At 60.6% G+C, this 16,138-nt stretch carries 14 protein-coding genes; 7 read left to right on the top strand and 7 right to left on the bottom strand.

Going from position 1 to position 16,138, the window contains the following annotated elements; genetic code table 11:
• A complete protein-coding gene (locus C480_RS00795; RefSeq protein WP_006663719.1) occupies positions 1–666 on the bottom strand; it encodes an METTL5 family protein in 666 nt (221 codons plus the stop codon).
• 9 nt (positions 667–675) lie between these two features.
• Positions 676–1,077 (bottom strand): hypothetical protein, encoded by a 402-nt coding sequence (locus C480_RS00790; RefSeq protein ID WP_049902990.1) that lies wholly within the window; start codon positions 1,075–1,077, stop codon positions 676–678.
• 156 nt (positions 1,078–1,233) lie between these two features.
• Here C480_RS00790 and C480_RS21970 point away from each other — a divergent pair, with 156 nt between their 5' ends.
• Positions 1,234–1,398 carry a zinc finger domain-containing protein gene (locus C480_RS21970; protein WP_006109130.1) on the top strand — a complete coding sequence of 55 codons (165 nt, stop codon included), beginning with the start codon at positions 1,234–1,236 and terminating at the stop codon, positions 1,396–1,398.
• An 88-nt stretch (positions 1,399–1,486) separates the two neighbouring features.
• On the opposite strand, the gene C480_RS00785 is transcribed toward C480_RS21970, so the two are convergent.
• Positions 1,487–2,509 (bottom strand): disk-shape morphogenesis protein volactin, encoded by a 1,023-nt coding sequence (locus C480_RS00785; RefSeq protein WP_006109129.1) that lies wholly within the window; start codon positions 2,507–2,509, stop codon positions 1,487–1,489.
• Positions 2,510–2,604: 95 nt separating this feature from the next.
• Positions 2,605–3,558, bottom strand: coding sequence for a DUF7139 domain-containing protein (locus C480_RS00780; protein WP_006663718.1), 954 nt, complete (start codon positions 3,556–3,558; stop codon positions 2,605–2,607).
• Between the two features lie 269 nt (positions 3,559–3,827).
• Between C480_RS00780 and dph2 the strand changes: the two genes are divergently transcribed.
• A complete protein-coding gene (gene dph2 / locus C480_RS00775; RefSeq protein WP_006663717.1) occupies positions 3,828–4,877 on the top strand; it encodes a diphthamide biosynthesis enzyme Dph2 in 1,050 nt (349 codons plus the stop codon).
• 135 nt (positions 4,878–5,012) lie between these two features.
• Here dph2 and C480_RS00770 read toward each other — a convergent pair whose 3' ends face one another.
• The gene (locus tag C480_RS00770) at positions 5,013–5,918 is read right to left on the bottom strand and encodes a superoxide dismutase (protein ID WP_006663716.1); all 906 of its coding nucleotides are present in this window, start codon (positions 5,916–5,918) and stop codon (positions 5,013–5,015) included.
• Between the two features lie 157 nt (positions 5,919–6,075).
• On the opposite strand from C480_RS00770, the gene C480_RS00765 reads away from it, so the two are divergent.
• From C480_RS00765 to C480_RS00745, 5 genes are all read left to right on the top strand, one after another.
• Entirely contained in the window at positions 6,076–6,915 is an 840-nt protein-coding gene (locus C480_RS00765; protein ID WP_006663715.1) for an MBL fold metallo-hydrolase, read from the top strand.
• Between the two features lie 130 nt (positions 6,916–7,045).
• Positions 7,046–9,130 (top strand): midas domain-containing protein, encoded by a 2,085-nt coding sequence (locus C480_RS00760; protein WP_006663714.1) that lies wholly within the window; start codon positions 7,046–7,048, stop codon positions 9,128–9,130.
• Positions 9,131–9,259: 129 nt separating this feature from the next.
• Entirely contained in the window at positions 9,260–10,192 is a 933-nt protein-coding gene (locus C480_RS00755; RefSeq protein ID WP_006663713.1) for a hypothetical protein, read from the top strand.
• Positions 10,193–10,629: 437 nt separating this feature from the next.
• On the top strand, positions 10,630–11,790 hold the full coding sequence (locus tag C480_RS00750; protein WP_006663712.1) for a poly-gamma-glutamate biosynthesis protein PgsC/CapC: 1,161 nt from the start codon (positions 10,630–10,632) through the stop codon (positions 11,788–11,790).
• Positions 11,791–11,876: 86 nt separating this feature from the next.
• Positions 11,877–13,088, top strand: a complete 1,212-nt coding sequence (locus tag C480_RS00745; RefSeq protein WP_241433770.1) for a Mur ligase family protein — start codon at positions 11,877–11,879, stop codon at positions 13,086–13,088.
• A gap of 484 nt (positions 13,089–13,572) precedes the next feature.
• Here the strand turns inward: C480_RS00745 and C480_RS00740 are convergent, their stop codons facing one another.
• Together C480_RS00740 and C480_RS00735 are read right to left on the bottom strand one after the other, a co-directional pair.
• Positions 13,573–14,610, bottom strand: a complete 1,038-nt coding sequence (locus C480_RS00740) for a tyrosine-type recombinase/integrase (protein WP_006663710.1) — start codon at positions 14,608–14,610, stop codon at positions 13,573–13,575.
• A complete protein-coding gene (locus C480_RS00735; protein WP_049902986.1) occupies positions 14,600–14,998 on the bottom strand; it encodes a DUF5805 domain-containing protein in 399 nt (132 codons plus the stop codon). The genes C480_RS00740 and C480_RS00735 overlap by 11 nt, the downstream gene beginning before the upstream one ends.
• Positions 14,999–16,138 lie beyond the last annotated feature (1,140 nt).

Genomic DNA, 16,138 nt, shown 5'->3' with positions numbered 1-16,138 from the left:
TCAGGACCACTCGATCCGAAAGACCTCCGCCGCGAGTTCGGTACTCGCCTCGGTGTGGAACTCGAAGCGGCGGTCGATCGGAAACGCCGCTTGGAAGGTGTGCGTAACGGTTCCACCCTCGTCGGCGGCGAAGGACTCGACGAACTCCTGGCTGCCCTCGTTGTGGATCGTATAGGAGACGGTGGCGAGCGAGCGAGCGGTTTCGAGAAAGGTGCGGTCGGCGTGGCGGTTGCCGCGTTGCGCACCGAACGGCGGGTTCGAGAGCACGGTGACATCGTCGTCGTCCTCGATTCGGGGTCCGACGCCGGTCCCGGAGAAAGAGAGCGGGAGTGACTGTGGCGTGACGGTGCCTTGTACCCAGTCGACGGCGGCCGCCCGGTCGACGCGAGCGGCGTTTTCGCGTGCGAGTTCGAGCGCGTCGCGATCGAGATCGACGCCGACGACTCGATCAGCACCGGCGAGGGCTGCTGCGAGAGCGAGCATCCCGGTCCCGGAACCGAGGTCGACGACCGGACGCTCGAGATCGGCCTGTAAACCGGCGAGATGAGTGATATGTGCGGCGATTTCCGGGGGCGTGAGATACTGCTCTAACGCGGGCGAGGGATCGGTAAAGTCAGCGAGCGACTCGAGTTCGCGAGCCAGGGCGCGCCGGGACCGGCCTGTCATGACGCCGACTCAGTGCTCGAGCGTGATGGGTCCCTCGAGATCGAAGACGAGGCCCTCGCGCTCGGCGCGCTCGGCACAGGCTGCGAGGGCAGGACGGACCTTCTCCGCGTTGGCAACGTCGTCGACGGCGACGGTGAGCGTTCCAACGCCGAGGAATGACGCCGCACGGACGTACTCTCGAAGTTGATCGGCCTGCTCCTGCGTCGCGAGCGAGCAATCTTCGTCGAAGCAGGCCTCGACGGTCAACTCGACCGGCGAGAGATTCTCCTCGGCGAACTCGCGGTTCAGATCACGGAGGTGGCCGGGTGCCGTCGACTCGAGTGCCGCTGCCTCAACGGAGACGGGCGTTACGTCGGCAGGACGACAGTGGTCGAGCGTCACTTCTCGGTCGGCGGACGTAGTGGTACTCATACAACACCATACATGAGTTGCATACAAAAAGATTTGCAAATGCGCAGTAGTAATATTCCATACCAAACGGTACCTTCGCACACAGAGGGCCCACACAGATGACAGTTTCACAAGGAATTCGAATAGAGTTAAGGAGAGTCCGTGAGAGAGTCAGGTATGGAGTGTCCACGGTGTCAGGGCTCGCTCGAAGAACTCTCGCTGGGTGAGGCGTCGACCGTCTCGTGTCCACACTGTGCGTACGCGGACATTCCGGTCGAGCACGACCGACCGCCCGAAGAACGTGAGTCATGGCGAGACGCGTTCAACCGATTCTACGAGTAGTAAGCGCTACACCGCGAAACCGTGAGCCGTCGCTCAGCGATGTATGATCGAAAGGAATCTGGGTCTGCGTCTGCAGATTGAGTCGACGTTACTCGCTCGCAGCTGCTTCTGCCTCTTCCTCGTCGTGGTCGACGTCCTCGTCCGAGCGTGCGGCAACGAGGCCACCACGGGCCACACTGTACAGCGGTTCGTTCGCGTGCGTGACGCCGCTGATCGAGAACGGAATGCTCGCGTCCTCTAGGTGGTCGCGGAACAAGGCCTCGAAGCCGCTGGGGCTCGAGGTCCCGCCGGTGACGACGACCGGCACGTCGAGGCCTTCCTCGACGTCTTCCTCGTCGACTTCCGAGACGATGTTGTCGATAACGTAGTCGAGCAGGTTCTCGTAGTAAATCGAGAGTGCACCCTCGACGCCGCCGACATCCGTCGTGAAGTCGAGTTCGAAGTCGTCCTCCTTGATCGATGTAACCTTGTCGACGGGAGTACCTGTCGCGCGGGCGGCCTGCTCGTCGACCCAGTCGCCACCGCGGGCGACGGAGAACTTCATGACGGGGACCGCGTAGTAGGAGAGACAGACGTTCGTCATCCCGGCACCGAAGCTGATACCGAGGCCGGTGAAGTTGTTATCCGCGAGTTCGCTGTAGATGACGGACATGCCCTCGTTGATCGGTTCGGAGTCGTATCCCATGTCGTCTAAGAACGACTCGATCGTCTTCTGGTGGTACAGCGTCGACAGATCCGAGTCGATGGGATCCGCCGGGGACGAGAAGTACAGTTTCTCGTCGGGATAAGCGGGCTCGCCGACGACCTGCTCGATGATGAGCTTCATCATCGGGATCGCGCTCTGCTCGTCGTTCGAGAGGATCCCGTGTTTCATCGGCCGCCGCGTCTCCTTGTTGAAGATGTTCGCGAAGTTCAGGGCGTCGTCGCCGACGACGTACACCTTGTCGTCCTTTCGAATGTGAAGTACTTCGCTTCGCGAGAGCATCTGCTCGGCCATATCCGAGTACTCGATCTCTACGAAGGAGTTGCGCTGTTGCACGAACACCGTGTCGTTCCCATCCTGTTGTGCAGACAGGATGTTCATAGTTCCGACGTCTAGGCCTTTCGCCATAGTTGGGCAAGGCGGCCGATAGATTATAAAACTATGTACCTAAATCCTACCGGCGGCATTCACAAAGAATTTACTGTCTGAATAGGCTACACGCGCTACTCGCGGCGAACGGCCGACCGAACCCGTTCAAGGAGGGCAGTGAGCGGTGCAAACGGGCCATCGCCGGCGCTGGCACCGACGCCACCCTGCCGGCCGCCCTCGGCCGACTGCTCGTCTTCGCGTTGCTGCTCGCGCAGTTCCTTCAACTTCGCCGTCTGATCGTCCACGGTCGACTGCGAGGTCGTCGTCTTCGTCTCGCCGCCTTTCAGCCCCTTGAGACCAGCGACCTGGTCGTCGACGCCGCTCGATCGGGTCGTCTTCGTCCCCGCATCCGTGTCGACGGAGACGCCGTCGAACTCGTTCCCCGAAAAGCTCAGCCGCTTGTGCTCCGTCTTCTCGACGCCGCCCCAGGAGAGTTCAACGCCCTCCATGGCCGCGTCGATATCGCGCTCGATGTCCGCGTCGCTGAACTCGGGGTCGTCCTCAGTTGGCGTCTCGTCTTCATCGCCGGCGTCGACGGCCTCGGTTTGGCGCGCCAGTTCGAGGTAGTGAGCGACGAGCGCCGCGCCCGTCGAGGCGGTGATCCCCGCGAGTCCGACCGCGTAGGTCGCCGTTACCTCGACGGTGTAGTCGCGTTCGGCCATGAAGTTCCAGTTGTCCGGATACGCGAACAGGAAGCCGATCGTCGCCGCGAGGGTAACGAGCGCGCCGGCCCCCGAGATGCCGATGACCTTCCGATCCGACGGCAAGAGGACGACGACGCCCAGAATCATCGCCGGAAGCGACAGCATTCCGAGCGCGTAGGCCGGTCGTACCCACGTGAAGTACGCCGGATTCGATCTACTGAACGTACTACTCCAGAGAAAGAGGACCAGTGCGACGACCGCCAGACCGATGCCACCGAGGAACAGGCCAAACCCGAGATAGACATCCGTCCTGCTCTCGGGTTCGCCGATATATCGGCGGTAGAGGTCGAAGAGATAGCCGTCTGTGGGCCGTTCCGCTGCCATTACCACCCCGTTTAGACTCCAGTACTATGACTGTTGGGACGGGTATGAAGAAAGTAAATACAATATAGTGGATATATTTGACGACAGCTCACCACCCGCCCGTGCGCCTCTTCCGCCGTTCTCCCTCGGACGTCAACATCGGCCAGCCGTGACCAGCACCATTCCCCGGTGGGTTACGAAAGCAACCCGGAATCATTGGCCAGCAGTTACTCTCACCCCCAACACCCAGAAGCGCCGCCGTTATACGTTCGTGGCCGTTAGGACGGTCAATGAGTCAGGAGTCGGAGTACACCGAGGGGGACCTTCGGAACACCGGAATGCAACTCAAGCACGACCGCGAGTGGGACTACGAACTCGAGCGAATCATCGACGCCATCGAGGAACGAGACGCCGAAAAAGTCGGGCTCCAGTTCCCGGAGGGCCTCAAACGCCGCGGTCCCTCCGTCGCCGACGACCTTCGCGAACTCGCGGACGACGACGTGACGTTCATGCTCTCGGGCCAGCCCTGTTACGGTGCCTGCGACCTGGACACCTATCTGATGAAACGGACCGACGTGTTCGTCCACTTCGGCCACTCGCCGATGAAGAACACGGACAAGGTCATCTACGTGCCGCTGTTCTCGAACGTCGAAGTCCTCCCGATCATGGAGGAAGCCCTGGAAACACTCGACGATCCGGACGACACCGAAGACGTCGGCCTCGTGACGACGGCCCAGCACATGAACCGCTACGAGGAGATGACCGCCTTCCTCGAAGAACACGGCTACGAGGTCCACAGCCGCCGCGGAGACGAGCGACTCACCCACGAGGGCCAGGTGCTCGGCTGCAACTACGCGAGCGCGGACGTGCCCGCGGACCAAGTTCTCTACGTCGGCGGCGGCAAGTTCCACCCCCTCGGGCTGGCGATGGAACACCCCGACAAACACGTCGTCATCGCCGACCCCGTCAACAACGTCGTCACCCCCGCGGATACGGAGAAGTTCATGAAACAGCGCTACGCCTCCGTCCACAAGGCCATGGACGCCCAGAAGTGGGGCGTCATCTTCTGTACCAAAATCGGTCAGGGGCGCTGGGATCAAGCGCAGTCAATCATCGACGACAACGACGACGCCTACCTCATCACGATGGACGAAGTCACCCCCGACCGACTCCGCAACTTCGACATGGACGCCTTCGTCAACACCGGCTGTCCACGGATCACGACCGACGACGGCCCGCAGTTCCACAAACCGATGCTCACCCCCGGCGAGTACGAGATCGCCGTCGGCAACAAACCGCTCGATGAACTCTCCTTCGATACCTTCCACGGCACCTGGTGAACTCGGTCGGTGGCCGGGTACCGGAAAGCGGTCGATACTCGGTAGGATCGACTGCCGACCAGCGATTATCGACCGCCGACCGCCGACCGACAGCCAATACTATCGAGTTCACTCGACACGAGCCGGAGCTCGAGTTCAGTTCGAGCGGTCGGCGTCTTTGGCGGTGGTGTCGGTGTCCGTATCCGTATCCGTATCAGTATCAGTATCAGTATCAGTATCAGCATCAGTATCAGTCGCAGTGTCGGAGCCAGCGGTCGCATTACCGGTATCACCAGTCTCCTGGTTCAGCCCGCATCGCAGTTCGGTGAGGATCTCGTATCGCTGCCCGACGGCGGTCCAATCGACGACGTTCCACCACGCATCCACGTAGGCCTCGCGGTCGTTCTCGTACTGCAGATAGTAGGCGTGTTCCCAGACATCGAGCGGCAAGAGCGGGGTCGCGCCCTGATGGGCGAGTTCGTTTTGGTCCTCGACCTGGCCGATCACCAGGGCGTCCGCGAGCGGTTCGTAGAACAACATCGCCCAGCCGCCGCCTTCGACCGCGGTCGCGGCTGCGGTGAACTCGGCCTGAAACGCCTCGAACGAGCCGAATTGCTTCTCGATCGCCGTCGCAAGGGCACCGTCTGGCCTCCCACCGCCGTCGGGACTCATGCTCGCCCAGAAGACCGTGTGATTGACATGGCCGGAAAGGTTGAACGAGAAGTCCCGCTTCGTCGATCGAATCCCTTCGAAATCCTCGTTCGCTCGCATTTCGTCGAGTTCTTCGACTGCTGCGTTGGCGCTGTCGACGTACGACTGGTGGTGTTTGCCGTGGTGGAGTTCCATGATGCGCGCGTCGATGTGTGGTTCGAGGGCGTCGTACGCGTAGGGAAGTTCGGGAAGTCGATAGTCGGGACGACCGGATGCGCCGGGGGCGCAGTCGTCGGAGTCGGCCGTCGCTCCCGACGCCGCCGAACTGAACAGTGCGAGGCCGCCGACGCCGCCGATTGTCTGCAGGATGCTCCGTCGCTGTGGCTCCGAACCGAGTAGCTGATCCGACATCACCGACAGACACCAAGAGTGATTTCCGTTAGCGTTGTCCCGGCGAGCGAAAGCAGCGGCTCCGTAGCGCGAGGGTACGGACGCGATGTCACACCGGCGATCAGTCTACGGAGACAATAACACTTACCCAGCCAGTCCGCACAGCAGTCAGATACCCATGGTTCACAGCGACTGGGACGACTGGCTCGTACGCGACGTCGAAGACGCCTCGCCGGACGGCGTCTCGATCTGGTACCTCGGCTGTAACGGCTTCATCGTGAAGGGCCGCGAGGGAACGACGATCTTCATCGATCCCTACGTCGGACTCGGCGACCCGCCGCGGACGGTGCGGATGATCCCCGTTCCGTTCTCCCCCGCAGACGTGACCGAGGCCGACGCCGTCCTCGCGACCCACGAGCACACGGACCACGTTCACGGTCCGAGCCAGGCACCGATCCTCGAAAATACGGGCGCGACGTTCCACGCGCCCGACGACAGCCTCGCGGTCGCACGCGAAGACGAAAACTGGACCGACGAGTGGGACGTACGCGACGAGCAACTCGCCGAAGTGGCGGAGGGCGACACCATCGAAATCGGCGAGTTCACGCTGCACGTCGAGCCGGCCCACGACCCGGACGCGAGCCACCCCGTGAGCTACGTCCTCGAACACGACGCCGGAACCGTCTTCCACGGCGGCGACACGAAACCCGGCGAGGCGTTCGACCGCATCGGCGAGGCGTACGACATCGACCTCGGCGTGCTCGCGTTCGGTTCCGTCGGCCAGATTCCGGACAAGGAGACCCGCGAACCGAAGCGAACGCGCTGGTACAACGACGAGAACCAGCTCGTCGAAACGGCCGCCGCGCTCGAACTCGATCGCGTGGTACCGACTCACTGGGACATGTGGAAAGGACTGACCGCGGACCCGAAAGTGCTCCACCACCACGCAAAGAGTTTCGACTACCCGCGGGAACTCGAGATTATCGAGATCGGCGACCGGGTCGACCTCCCCGCGTAAATCGTCGGTTCGCTCGCAGTGTCTCGATTTGACACCACGACACCGAAGCCGCCGATGGCAAACGCTAGCCGGTGATTGCAGCTGGTACCGTCCGTATCATTTATAGTAATGGTCTAGTAACGTTGGTCCCATGAGTAGCACCGCCGACACGGACGACGTGATCGAGGTCAGTGCCGACGGGTTGACCGTCCAAAAGACGTTCGCGGCGGACGAGTTTCCCGTACCTGCCCTCCGGTTCGAGATCGAATCGGAGCACGACGAGCAGGTCGCATTCCGACTCTCCGAAGACATCCCCGAATCGTTCCCGATGGACAAGGTCGGGTTCCACCCCGACTACTACAGCGAGGACTGGACCGCCTTCCAGGACAACCGCGTCGAGTTCACCCACACGCTCGAGCCGGGCGACGAACTCGTGACGGTGTACGGCATTCGAATCGACGACGAGGAGACGGTCCCCGAATTCCTCACCGAACCGGAGATCGTCGAGGTCAGTTCCGAGGCCGACGCCAGCACCGGCGGTGACGAGGTCGATGACGCCATCATCGACAGCATCGTCTCCGACGAGCGCACGCAGGCGGTCAAAGACATGATCGCCGGTGAGTCCGGCTCCGTGCCGGGGCTCGACGAAGAGTCGACGGACGCCGATCCTGGTCCCGACGAAGCGGCCGACGAGCCGACTGCAGACACAGCTACCGAGATGGACGACGACACAGCCGAGACGCCGTCCGATGGCGACCTCGATCTTGAACTCGAAGACGAGACCGAACCGCTCGATCTGACGCCCGACGACGAGGCCGACCCGCTCGAAGAGTCCGGCGATCTGGACCTGGACCTCGGCGATATCGACATGGAACCCGATTCGGACTCGGAGCCGTCCGGTGACGAATCCGACGAGACGCCGGACATCGACCTCGGCTTCGAGGACGACGACCTCACCGATCTCGACGAGGACGAAACGATATCGAGCGCACTCAGCGACGAGTCGGCGGCCGACGCGGACGCGGACGAATCCGACGCCGAAGCGCTCGAACTCGAACCGGACGATGACGGTCCGGGACTCGAACTCGATCTGGATAGCGAGACGGACGACAGCGGCGACCCGGCTGACACCGCACCCGAGGAAGACGATACCGACACCACCGACGAACTCGAGGTCGCGGACGACGCGGCTGCGTCGACCGAGACAGACGGAGATACGGGTGACGAGACGCCGGTGACGGGTGAATCGGAGCGAAGCGCGGAATCCGAACCCGAGACCGCCCCGGCTGACACCGACGACACTGACGCCCCACCGACGGGGACGGAAACGGAGACGGACGCTGCTGCCGCTTCGACCGATTCGTCCGACACCGACGCGGTGTCCGAATCCGACGCGGCTCCGGTCGCGGGGGCAGAGACGGACGCAGACACCGCCCGCCCGCTCGGCGCGCAACTCGCAGCCGAAATCCGCAACGACGATCTCGACGAGGACGACCTCGCAGTCCTCCGAACTGAACTCGACAGCACGGACACGGACGACGAAGCCACCGAATCCGACACGACCACGCCGACGAGCGCCGATCTCGCCAGAATCGACCACCTCCAGTCCCGCGTCGAGGAGGTCGCCGCCTACACGGACGCCCTCGAAACGTTCCTCGGCGAGAACGGCACCGACGAGCAGATCATCGACGAGTTCAGAAGTGAACTCGCCGCCTTCGAGGACGACCTCGCGTCGATGGACGACCGCCTCTCGGGAACCCACTCGCAGGTCGCGAGCCTCGAAACCGAGGTCGAAACGCTGACCGAGTGGACCACCGACATCGAGGACGACCTCGCGACTACCGCGGACACCGTCGACGAACTCGACTCGCGGGCCGATCGCATCGAAACCGACGTGGACGATGTCGCAACCAACCTCGATACTGTCGATTCCGATGTCGAGCAACTGGAAGCCGACCTCGACGGCGTCGACGACGACGTTTCCAGCGTCGATTCGCGCGTCGACGATCTCGCCGAAACTGTCGACAGCCTCGAGAGCGACCTGTCCGCGTCCATCGACGATCTCTCGACGGAGATCGACGCCGTCAAATCCGACGTGTCGACCGTCGAATCGGACGTCGAGACGGTCGAAGATGACCTCGAAACCGTCGAAGACGAACTCGACGACGTCCGTGGGGAGGTCACCGACATTCAGGAGTGGCGCGACCAGCTCGGGTCGATGTTCTCGGATTCGTAAGTCTCCACCGCCGTATTTCGACAATCCCTCGGGTGACGGGAGACGACAGCGAACGTCCTGCGAAACGGACCCACACAACTACCGCACGAAACGCAACTCGTTTATCCCTCGCCAGGTGAGAACTCGTCGATGGGCGAGACGATCCCGATCGCCGTTCCTCGAAAAGGACGACCGCTCGAGTCGGTCCTCGACCGCCTGGCGAGCCGACTCGATATCGCCGACCTCGCAGACGAGATTTCGTCGACGCTTCGCCACGAAAAGGCCCTGACCAAGGGAACGCTCGATCCTGCGGAGGAAAACGTCTACCATCGTCTCGCCGACTACAGCGCTGTCGACGACCCGACCGAACCCGAATACACCCTCGTTCGGGACACCCGCGCCGGAAAGCCCCGTCGGATCGTCTTCGACAGCGTGACGATCCCGCTCGACGACGCCGCCGGTCTCGACGTGCCCACCGACGATACCGCAATTCAACTCGTCGGTCGCGAGGAACCGTTCCGCTCGCTTCGCACCCACGAGTTCGCACTCGGGTTCGACAGCGCCGATCTCGTGCTGGAGGAAGTCGTCGAACTCCGACCCGAGCCGCTCGACCGAATCGCCGACGTGAACGCTCGGATCGATCCCGCGGATACCGACGTGCAGGTCGTCACCGGACTCGGGGATACCGTCTATCACACGCTGATGGCCAGTCCTGAAGCAGTTCCGTCTGCGACGTCGCTCGACCGGAACTTTCTCGCCGAGTACGACGGCCCGCTCTGTATCGAACCGCGGTACGAGCGACTCGTCCGGGCCGTCCTCGGGACGAGCGCGCTCGAAGATGTCGAGTTCAGGTATCCGGCCGACGGTCGCGAGGAGGAGGCGGCGATCGCCGACACCGGAGTCGGCGTCTACCTGACGGTAACGGGTTCGACCGCCCGCGAGCACGGGCTGCTTCTCGGCGAACAGTTGTTCCCGAGCGAAACCGTCCTGCTAGAGAGCACTCCCGAAGTAACTACCGCAGTACGGGACGTTCGCGCGTTATTGAACGGTGATCTCGATACTGAACTCGGCGTCGAACGGTAACCGTCGGAAACGGGAACATTCGATGTGCCCGACGGTGTGAAATCACTGAGAGATGGGTAATGAAGTGGCTGGTATAAACCACCACACATGTTCCACCTGTAGTTTCTGACATGTAATTTATAAAATGGCTCTTGAGAACGATATACTCGTTGGGGTGAGTTTATACAACAGATATCTAAGAATATAGCTCTACCCGTTGTTTCTTCCCAGGAAGTATGCCAACAGATATCACTATTACTTATAGCCAATAGTATCACCAGAGTAATTATTTTGAAAATACAAAACTAAAGAACATGGTATAAAGTATTAAGATGATGTCATCGCAACTTTCCACTTGCGTGTATGACAAAATCTACGGTGATTCGTACCGGGTACGAACTTCGGTACAGCCACACTGGAGAGCAGAGATCTGCGAAAATCGGAACGGAGCGTAGTACATGATCGTTGCAGCAGCAATTACGATTCTCGGCATTGCGATCGGTATCGGCGTCACACAGTACCGAGGACTCCGAATGGGCGGCGTGATCGTCGTCCCACTCCTCGCCGTGTACTCGCTGTATTCGTTCGAAGCGCTACCACTATTCCTCGTCACGGCGACTCTCGCGTACTGCCTGGTCGGTCTTATTCGACGGCACACGCTGATTTACGGCCGCCAACTACTGCTCGTGAGTCTCGCCGCCGGCGCGCTCGGTCCGGTGACTCTCGCACTCGTTTTCAATCGGTGGGCGATCCTCGGCTCCACGGTCGAACTCGCGTTCACCGGGACCATCTTACCCGGTATTGCCGCGTATAACTATCACAAACTCGATCCGGAGGATCGCCGTCTCGATCTCCTCGTGAGCGCCGGACTGTTCGTCGGATTAGTGGCCATCGCGGCCGCGCTCGTTTCGCCGACGCTTGCCACGCACCTCCGCTCGAGCCTCACGTCCATCCTCTTTACACCGGCCTCCGACATTGCTCAGTATCGGAACGCAGTCGCCGGTTCGGTTCCCACGACGACGACGATCGCTCGGGTCTGGATGCTCTGCTTGTTCCTCGGCGGGCTCGTCCTCTCCGAACTAGCACACGCCCGGTGGGGTGTCCGACTCGGCGGACTGATCGCGATTCCGCTTCTCGTCGCCCTCTCGATCGCGAACGCGTGGACGCTCGGCGTGTTCCTCGCCGGCGTGGTCGTCGTCTACGCATCCATCACCGCGATCAACGCGGTCACCCTGATCTACGGGCGCGTCTTGCTGAGCCTCAGTGTTGTTACGACGATGCTATACGGCGTTCTCGTCGCGGCCGTCGTCCCCGTCAGCGTCGGCTTCGCGCTTTACTTTACGGTCCTGCTCGCGGGAATTAGCGCGTACAACATCCACCGCGTCGCACCCGCTGAACGCCTCGAATCGGCCGCTCTCGGAGCGGCGCTTTACGCCCTGCTCCTCTCCGGGACGAGAACGTTCGTCGAGCCGCGGGGAACCGGCATCCTAACCACGGTATCCGCCATTGAATTCGCCGTCCTGCTCGGTGCCGTTCTGCTCGGGATCTACTGTGCACATCGTCTCGAAACGCGTCGACAACCGATCGCCAACTATCACACCAGACAGGTGCTCGCATGAGCGACAAACAGGAAAACGCAAGCTCTCCACTCGGTATAACTCGCACAACGGATATCGTACGCACGATCGAAAACGCAGTACGCGATGTGAAACACGCGTGTCTTCGCGGGATACGCCATAGCCGTCGACTCGACGGTATCGATACGCAGATCGTGATCTCGGGAACTCGCGGCAAATCGAGTCTCACCCGATGGGTCTACGACATCCTCTATAACAGGGAGTACGACGTGCTCGCGAAGGTAACCGGAAACCGTCCGGTCTCGATCCATTCGGGAGAGACCCACCCGATTTCTCGCGGTCACCGCGTCACGCTCTACGAGAACGAACAGGAGATCCGTTCGCACACGCCAGCCGACGCACTGGTCGTCGAAAACCAGGCGATCACCTCGTATACCACCCGAATGGTAAACGATCGATTCGTCGATCCCGACGTCGTCGTGCTGAGCAACGTTCGCGAGGACCATCTGTCGACCCTCGGCAGCGACCGGTACAAGGTCGCTCGCGGGTTGGTCCGCGCAATCCCGGAAGGAACCCACGTCATCAATGCCGAACAGGACCCACACATACGGGAGTTTCTCGAGACCGAAATCGCCCGCCGAAACGCGACCGTGAGCCACGTTACAGTCCCCGAACAATACGAACACATTCCCGGCATCGAGTCGATATACGCGCTCAACGAAATCCTGCGGGCTATCGACGAAGTCCCGCTGACGGACGACGAACTCGCAGTGTATCGCAACCAAATGGACGTCGAATGGCAACAGCTCGCCGGCGGACGCGTCTACAACGCAGCGGAAGTCAACGACGTCCAGAGCACGGAGATGATACGCCAAGCACTCTTCGCAAAAGACCCGGCGATAGACCGCATCGAGCCGTTCCTTTACCTCCGCGGTGACAGACGGGGACGATCAGTTTCGTTCCTGCACTACCTCAATGACCTGTACGATCGGGACGACCCGGTCTTCGATCGCGTCCACGTCGCCGGCGGAACGACGAGTGCGTTCGCTCGGAAGGCGGCGTTCCCCGTCACGGTTCACGAGACGGAGACGCCAGCCGACGACGTGCTCCAATCGCTGTTGGAGAACGAACGTCCCGTCTACATCATGGGCAACACCGTCGCGACGTTCATGCGCGACCTCGAAGACGCCATCGAGGAGCGCGAACTCCCCGCCGAGACGTGGCACAGTGCAGACCAGAGCGACGAACCCCGACAGACCCCCACAGATGAGGCGGCTTCGCCCAGCGCATCCACCGAACCACCCAAACAGACGAAAACCGTAGAGATTCCCGACAACTAACCGTCGATAACCGAGACTCTTGAGGCCGAGGCGACTGCACTCGTTCCTTCCAAACCGCCTCGGATTCTGTATCGATCCTCACCGCGCATTCGTCCGGAAAGGAATTGTAGAGTAACCACGCAAGCCACATCCACACACGCATACACAGATGCCAACCACCGGCGTTCCCGTCACAGTTCACGAGACGGAGATACCGGCCGGCGATGCACTTCAACCCCGTTCGATTCTCCATCGTCCGCTACACTGTCGGCGGAGCCACCGACACCAACTGGGTGAAGAGTTCGAGCCAATGGCTCCTCTGTCACTGCAAGCATAGGCCGACTACCGACAAATACCCGCGCAGTAGTGGATTCCATTCGCATTCAAGCCACCGCTGCGGGTCGAAATTCCCGGTTTCTATATATCGGAATGTGATTTATCCGGCCGAGAACAGACAGCGACATCACGTGGATCGCTGAACTCGTACCGACACATCGGACAGAAACTAGACCGTTACCCGGTAAATATGGTCGAGATAGGTCTCTCGAACACGATCTCCCCAGTTGTGGGTGTACGTGTCGATCACGTCGCCGGCAACGTCACCGCGGAGATACTGAACGATGCCGCGATCCCCCGTCCGGTCACGTAAGTGGGTCGTGAAAAAGTGCCGGAAGTAATGCGGCGTGACGTTTTCGGTCGTTCCGCCGCCAGTTCGGTACCACCCCTGTTCGCGAGCGTGTTTCTCGACGATATAGCGCACATCGGATGGCGTCAAGCGCTCACCCCACGTCTCACCGGTATCGAGAAACAGTGCCCTCGCCGGTGAAACCGGGTCGGGGCGGATAGCCAACCACTCGCGCAAGACGGCCTGTAACTCCGTGTCTACCGGAATAACGGTCTCTCGCTTTCGCTTGTTCGAGGCCGTCCGCTCTTCGCCGTTCACCACGGTCCCGCGTGCCGGCTCCGCAGACACATATACCGACGACGGCCGCTGGTCGAGTTCAACGCGAGGCGTCCACTCGAGTTCGAGCGAGCTGAACTCGCCGTGTAAATCTCGCAAATCGAGGTTACAGAGTTCGCCGACGCGCATTCCCGTCTTTAGCAGCATGACAACGACGGCTCGCTCGAGCGGATGCACGATCGAGGCGACGAACGCCTGCATATCGCTGATGGAGAGTTCGCGTCTGGTCGGGTTCGTATCGATAGATTCGGACAGTTCCTCCATGACGAGTGCCATTGGATTCTCGTCAAACGCACCGATGCGGGTCATATAGTCGTAAAAGCGGTTGAGATAGGACGCATACGTCGCGATGGTACTCGATTCGAACTGGCCGCGAAGGGAGTGGATCCAGGCCATACAGGCCCGCCGGTCTGCCTCCCCAATGGTCTCAATCGCCTCGAACTCCTGTTCGACGAATAACTCGAATTCACGAAGGACGCGCTCGTAGGCCTCGAGCGTCCGTTCGCTCTTCCCATGGTAGCGCTGATCGTCGAGGAAGTACGCGATCGGGGCATCCACGTCCTCGGCACCCTCAGTTGCCATCACTACCACCGTCGCCAGTCGTCGTGTAGCCGCCGTGGCGGCCGCTGTATCGAATGCGGTTGTCCGCCTGCAGTTGCTCGAGCGTCTCGTCGAGTCGTGACTCGATGTCGTCGCTGACTGCTTCGAGGAGTTCGTCCCACGAATACGTGTCAGCTGACAGTAATTCGAGGACCTGTGTTTCGAGTCCGTTACCCCCAGGGTTTGACCCCGGAGATTCGGGTTCCGCTATTGCGGGTTCGAGGCCCTTTCGACCGGCCTGGACCATCGTCCGAACGAACTCGCTCTGACTCATACCGAGTTCGTCGGCGTGAGATTGCCATTCGTCTTTCTGATATGCTGGGACGTATGTCTTAACAGATTTTCTAGATGTATCGGCCGAATCGCTCATACGATGGTTATCACACGCCGTGATATTCAATATTCCCATTATTCGAGCTAAGTGAGCTTATCTCATCTATTGATACCACTAGTGTCGCAATTATGGTGACACCAATTAGGATTAGGATATCTAACGGGGCATAAATCAAGATACAAGTCCTTCAGTGGAGGTGCTATGTATTCGGATATTAATACTGTTCGAGAGCGAAGAGAACAACCCGGTGTTGGCAACTGAGAAAGACGAACTCGATGGCGGAGTCAGAATCGCTCGGTTGAATGCACTCGGGAGTCTCGATCGAGACTCAGCCGAACGATAGCGAGCAGATCGATATGCACGGTTTGGACGGTGTGGAATGGAGGCCAATCCATTCGAGTGGAAAACAAGAGAGGCGAAGGTGAATCAGCGGAAGACGACTGCCTCGCTTTTCTAGTTTGTCGGGACGGCACAATCGAAAGGGAGGGGACAATATAGAGAGGACGGTTCGCATCGACTGGCATCGATTCTTTCGGGCGGGGCTGCCGGTGCGAGTAGTGCACCAGACCGGTTCGGCTTGCGACGCTCTCGAATCGAGAACGAGACCGGGAGACACGGCAGCGTGTGGCCAAGGACGACCAGTGGTTCAGGAGTGAGAAAGAGCGGAAGACGGACCTGTGAGACGTATGTGAGCGGATGAAGCACCGAACGAATAGAAAAACGAAGACCGAACGAGGCGGCCGATTAGAGTGTCCACAGTTCGTTTGTACGGCGGTGAACCGTACAAGTCACGATAGTCCCTGGCTGGCAGTGCGAGACACTCATCCGCGAGTTCAGTATGGGTTCGAATTCGTCGCGATCGACAGCCATAGTCAGTTAGGGTGGTGATTCCGCGAGGAGAGACAGAGCGGCAACGGACGGTGCCGTAGTCGAACTGGATCGGTGCGGGAAGCAATGGCGCCTCGGAATACTGGGACAGCGATGGCGAGAACGGACCGCCCGAGTTCGATGCGGAGACCGGACACAGACCGTTGTGGACCGTTGCCGAAGGCGGGAGATCGTCCTCGGTCGACAGCCGGATTGAAGACCGATACCTTGCGAGGAATTCAGGTGGCGAAACCACACCGACAGTACAGGTGTCGTCAAATTCGAGCGTCGACTACAACGAGGGCAACT

Origin of the sequence: Natrialba aegyptia DSM 13077, from assembly GCF_000337535.1 — an archaeon.
Lineage (GTDB): Archaea > Halobacteriota > Halobacteria > Halobacteriales > Natrialbaceae > Natrialba > Natrialba aegyptia.
This window is presented reverse-complemented; position numbering and strand designations above follow the sequence as displayed.

Coding starts and splice junctions, on each gene's coding strand:
- C480_RS00795 (WP_006663719.1), bottom strand. CDS start 666: ATGACAGGCCGGTCCCGGCGCGCCCTGGCTCGCGAACTCGAGTCGCTC.
- C480_RS00790 (WP_049902990.1), bottom strand. CDS start 1,077: ATGAGTACCACTACGTCCGCCGACCGAGAAGTGACGCTCGACCACTGT.
- C480_RS21970 (WP_006109130.1), top strand. CDS start 1,234: ATGGAGTGTCCACGGTGTCAGGGCTCGCTCGAAGAACTCTCGCTGGGT.
- C480_RS00785 (WP_006109129.1), bottom strand. CDS start 2,509: ATGGCGAAAGGCCTAGACGTCGGAACTATGAACATCCTGTCTGCACAA.
- C480_RS00780 (WP_006663718.1), bottom strand. CDS start 3,558: ATGGCAGCGGAACGGCCCACAGACGGCTATCTCTTCGACCTCTACCGC.
- dph2 (WP_006663717.1), top strand. CDS start 3,828: ATGAGTCAGGAGTCGGAGTACACCGAGGGGGACCTTCGGAACACCGGA.
- C480_RS00770 (WP_006663716.1), bottom strand. CDS start 5,918: ATGTCGGATCAGCTACTCGGTTCGGAGCCACAGCGACGGAGCATCCTG.
- C480_RS00765 (WP_006663715.1), top strand. CDS start 6,076: ATGGTTCACAGCGACTGGGACGACTGGCTCGTACGCGACGTCGAAGAC.
- C480_RS00760 (WP_006663714.1), top strand. CDS start 7,046: ATGAGTAGCACCGCCGACACGGACGACGTGATCGAGGTCAGTGCCGAC.
- C480_RS00755 (WP_006663713.1), top strand. CDS start 9,260: ATGGGCGAGACGATCCCGATCGCCGTTCCTCGAAAAGGACGACCGCTC.
- C480_RS00750 (WP_006663712.1), top strand. CDS start 10,630: ATGATCGTTGCAGCAGCAATTACGATTCTCGGCATTGCGATCGGTATC.
- C480_RS00740 (WP_006663710.1), bottom strand. CDS start 14,610: ATGGCAACTGAGGGTGCCGAGGACGTGGATGCCCCGATCGCGTACTTC.
- C480_RS00735 (WP_049902986.1), bottom strand. CDS start 14,998: ATGAGCGATTCGGCCGATACATCTAGAAAATCTGTTAAGACATACGTC.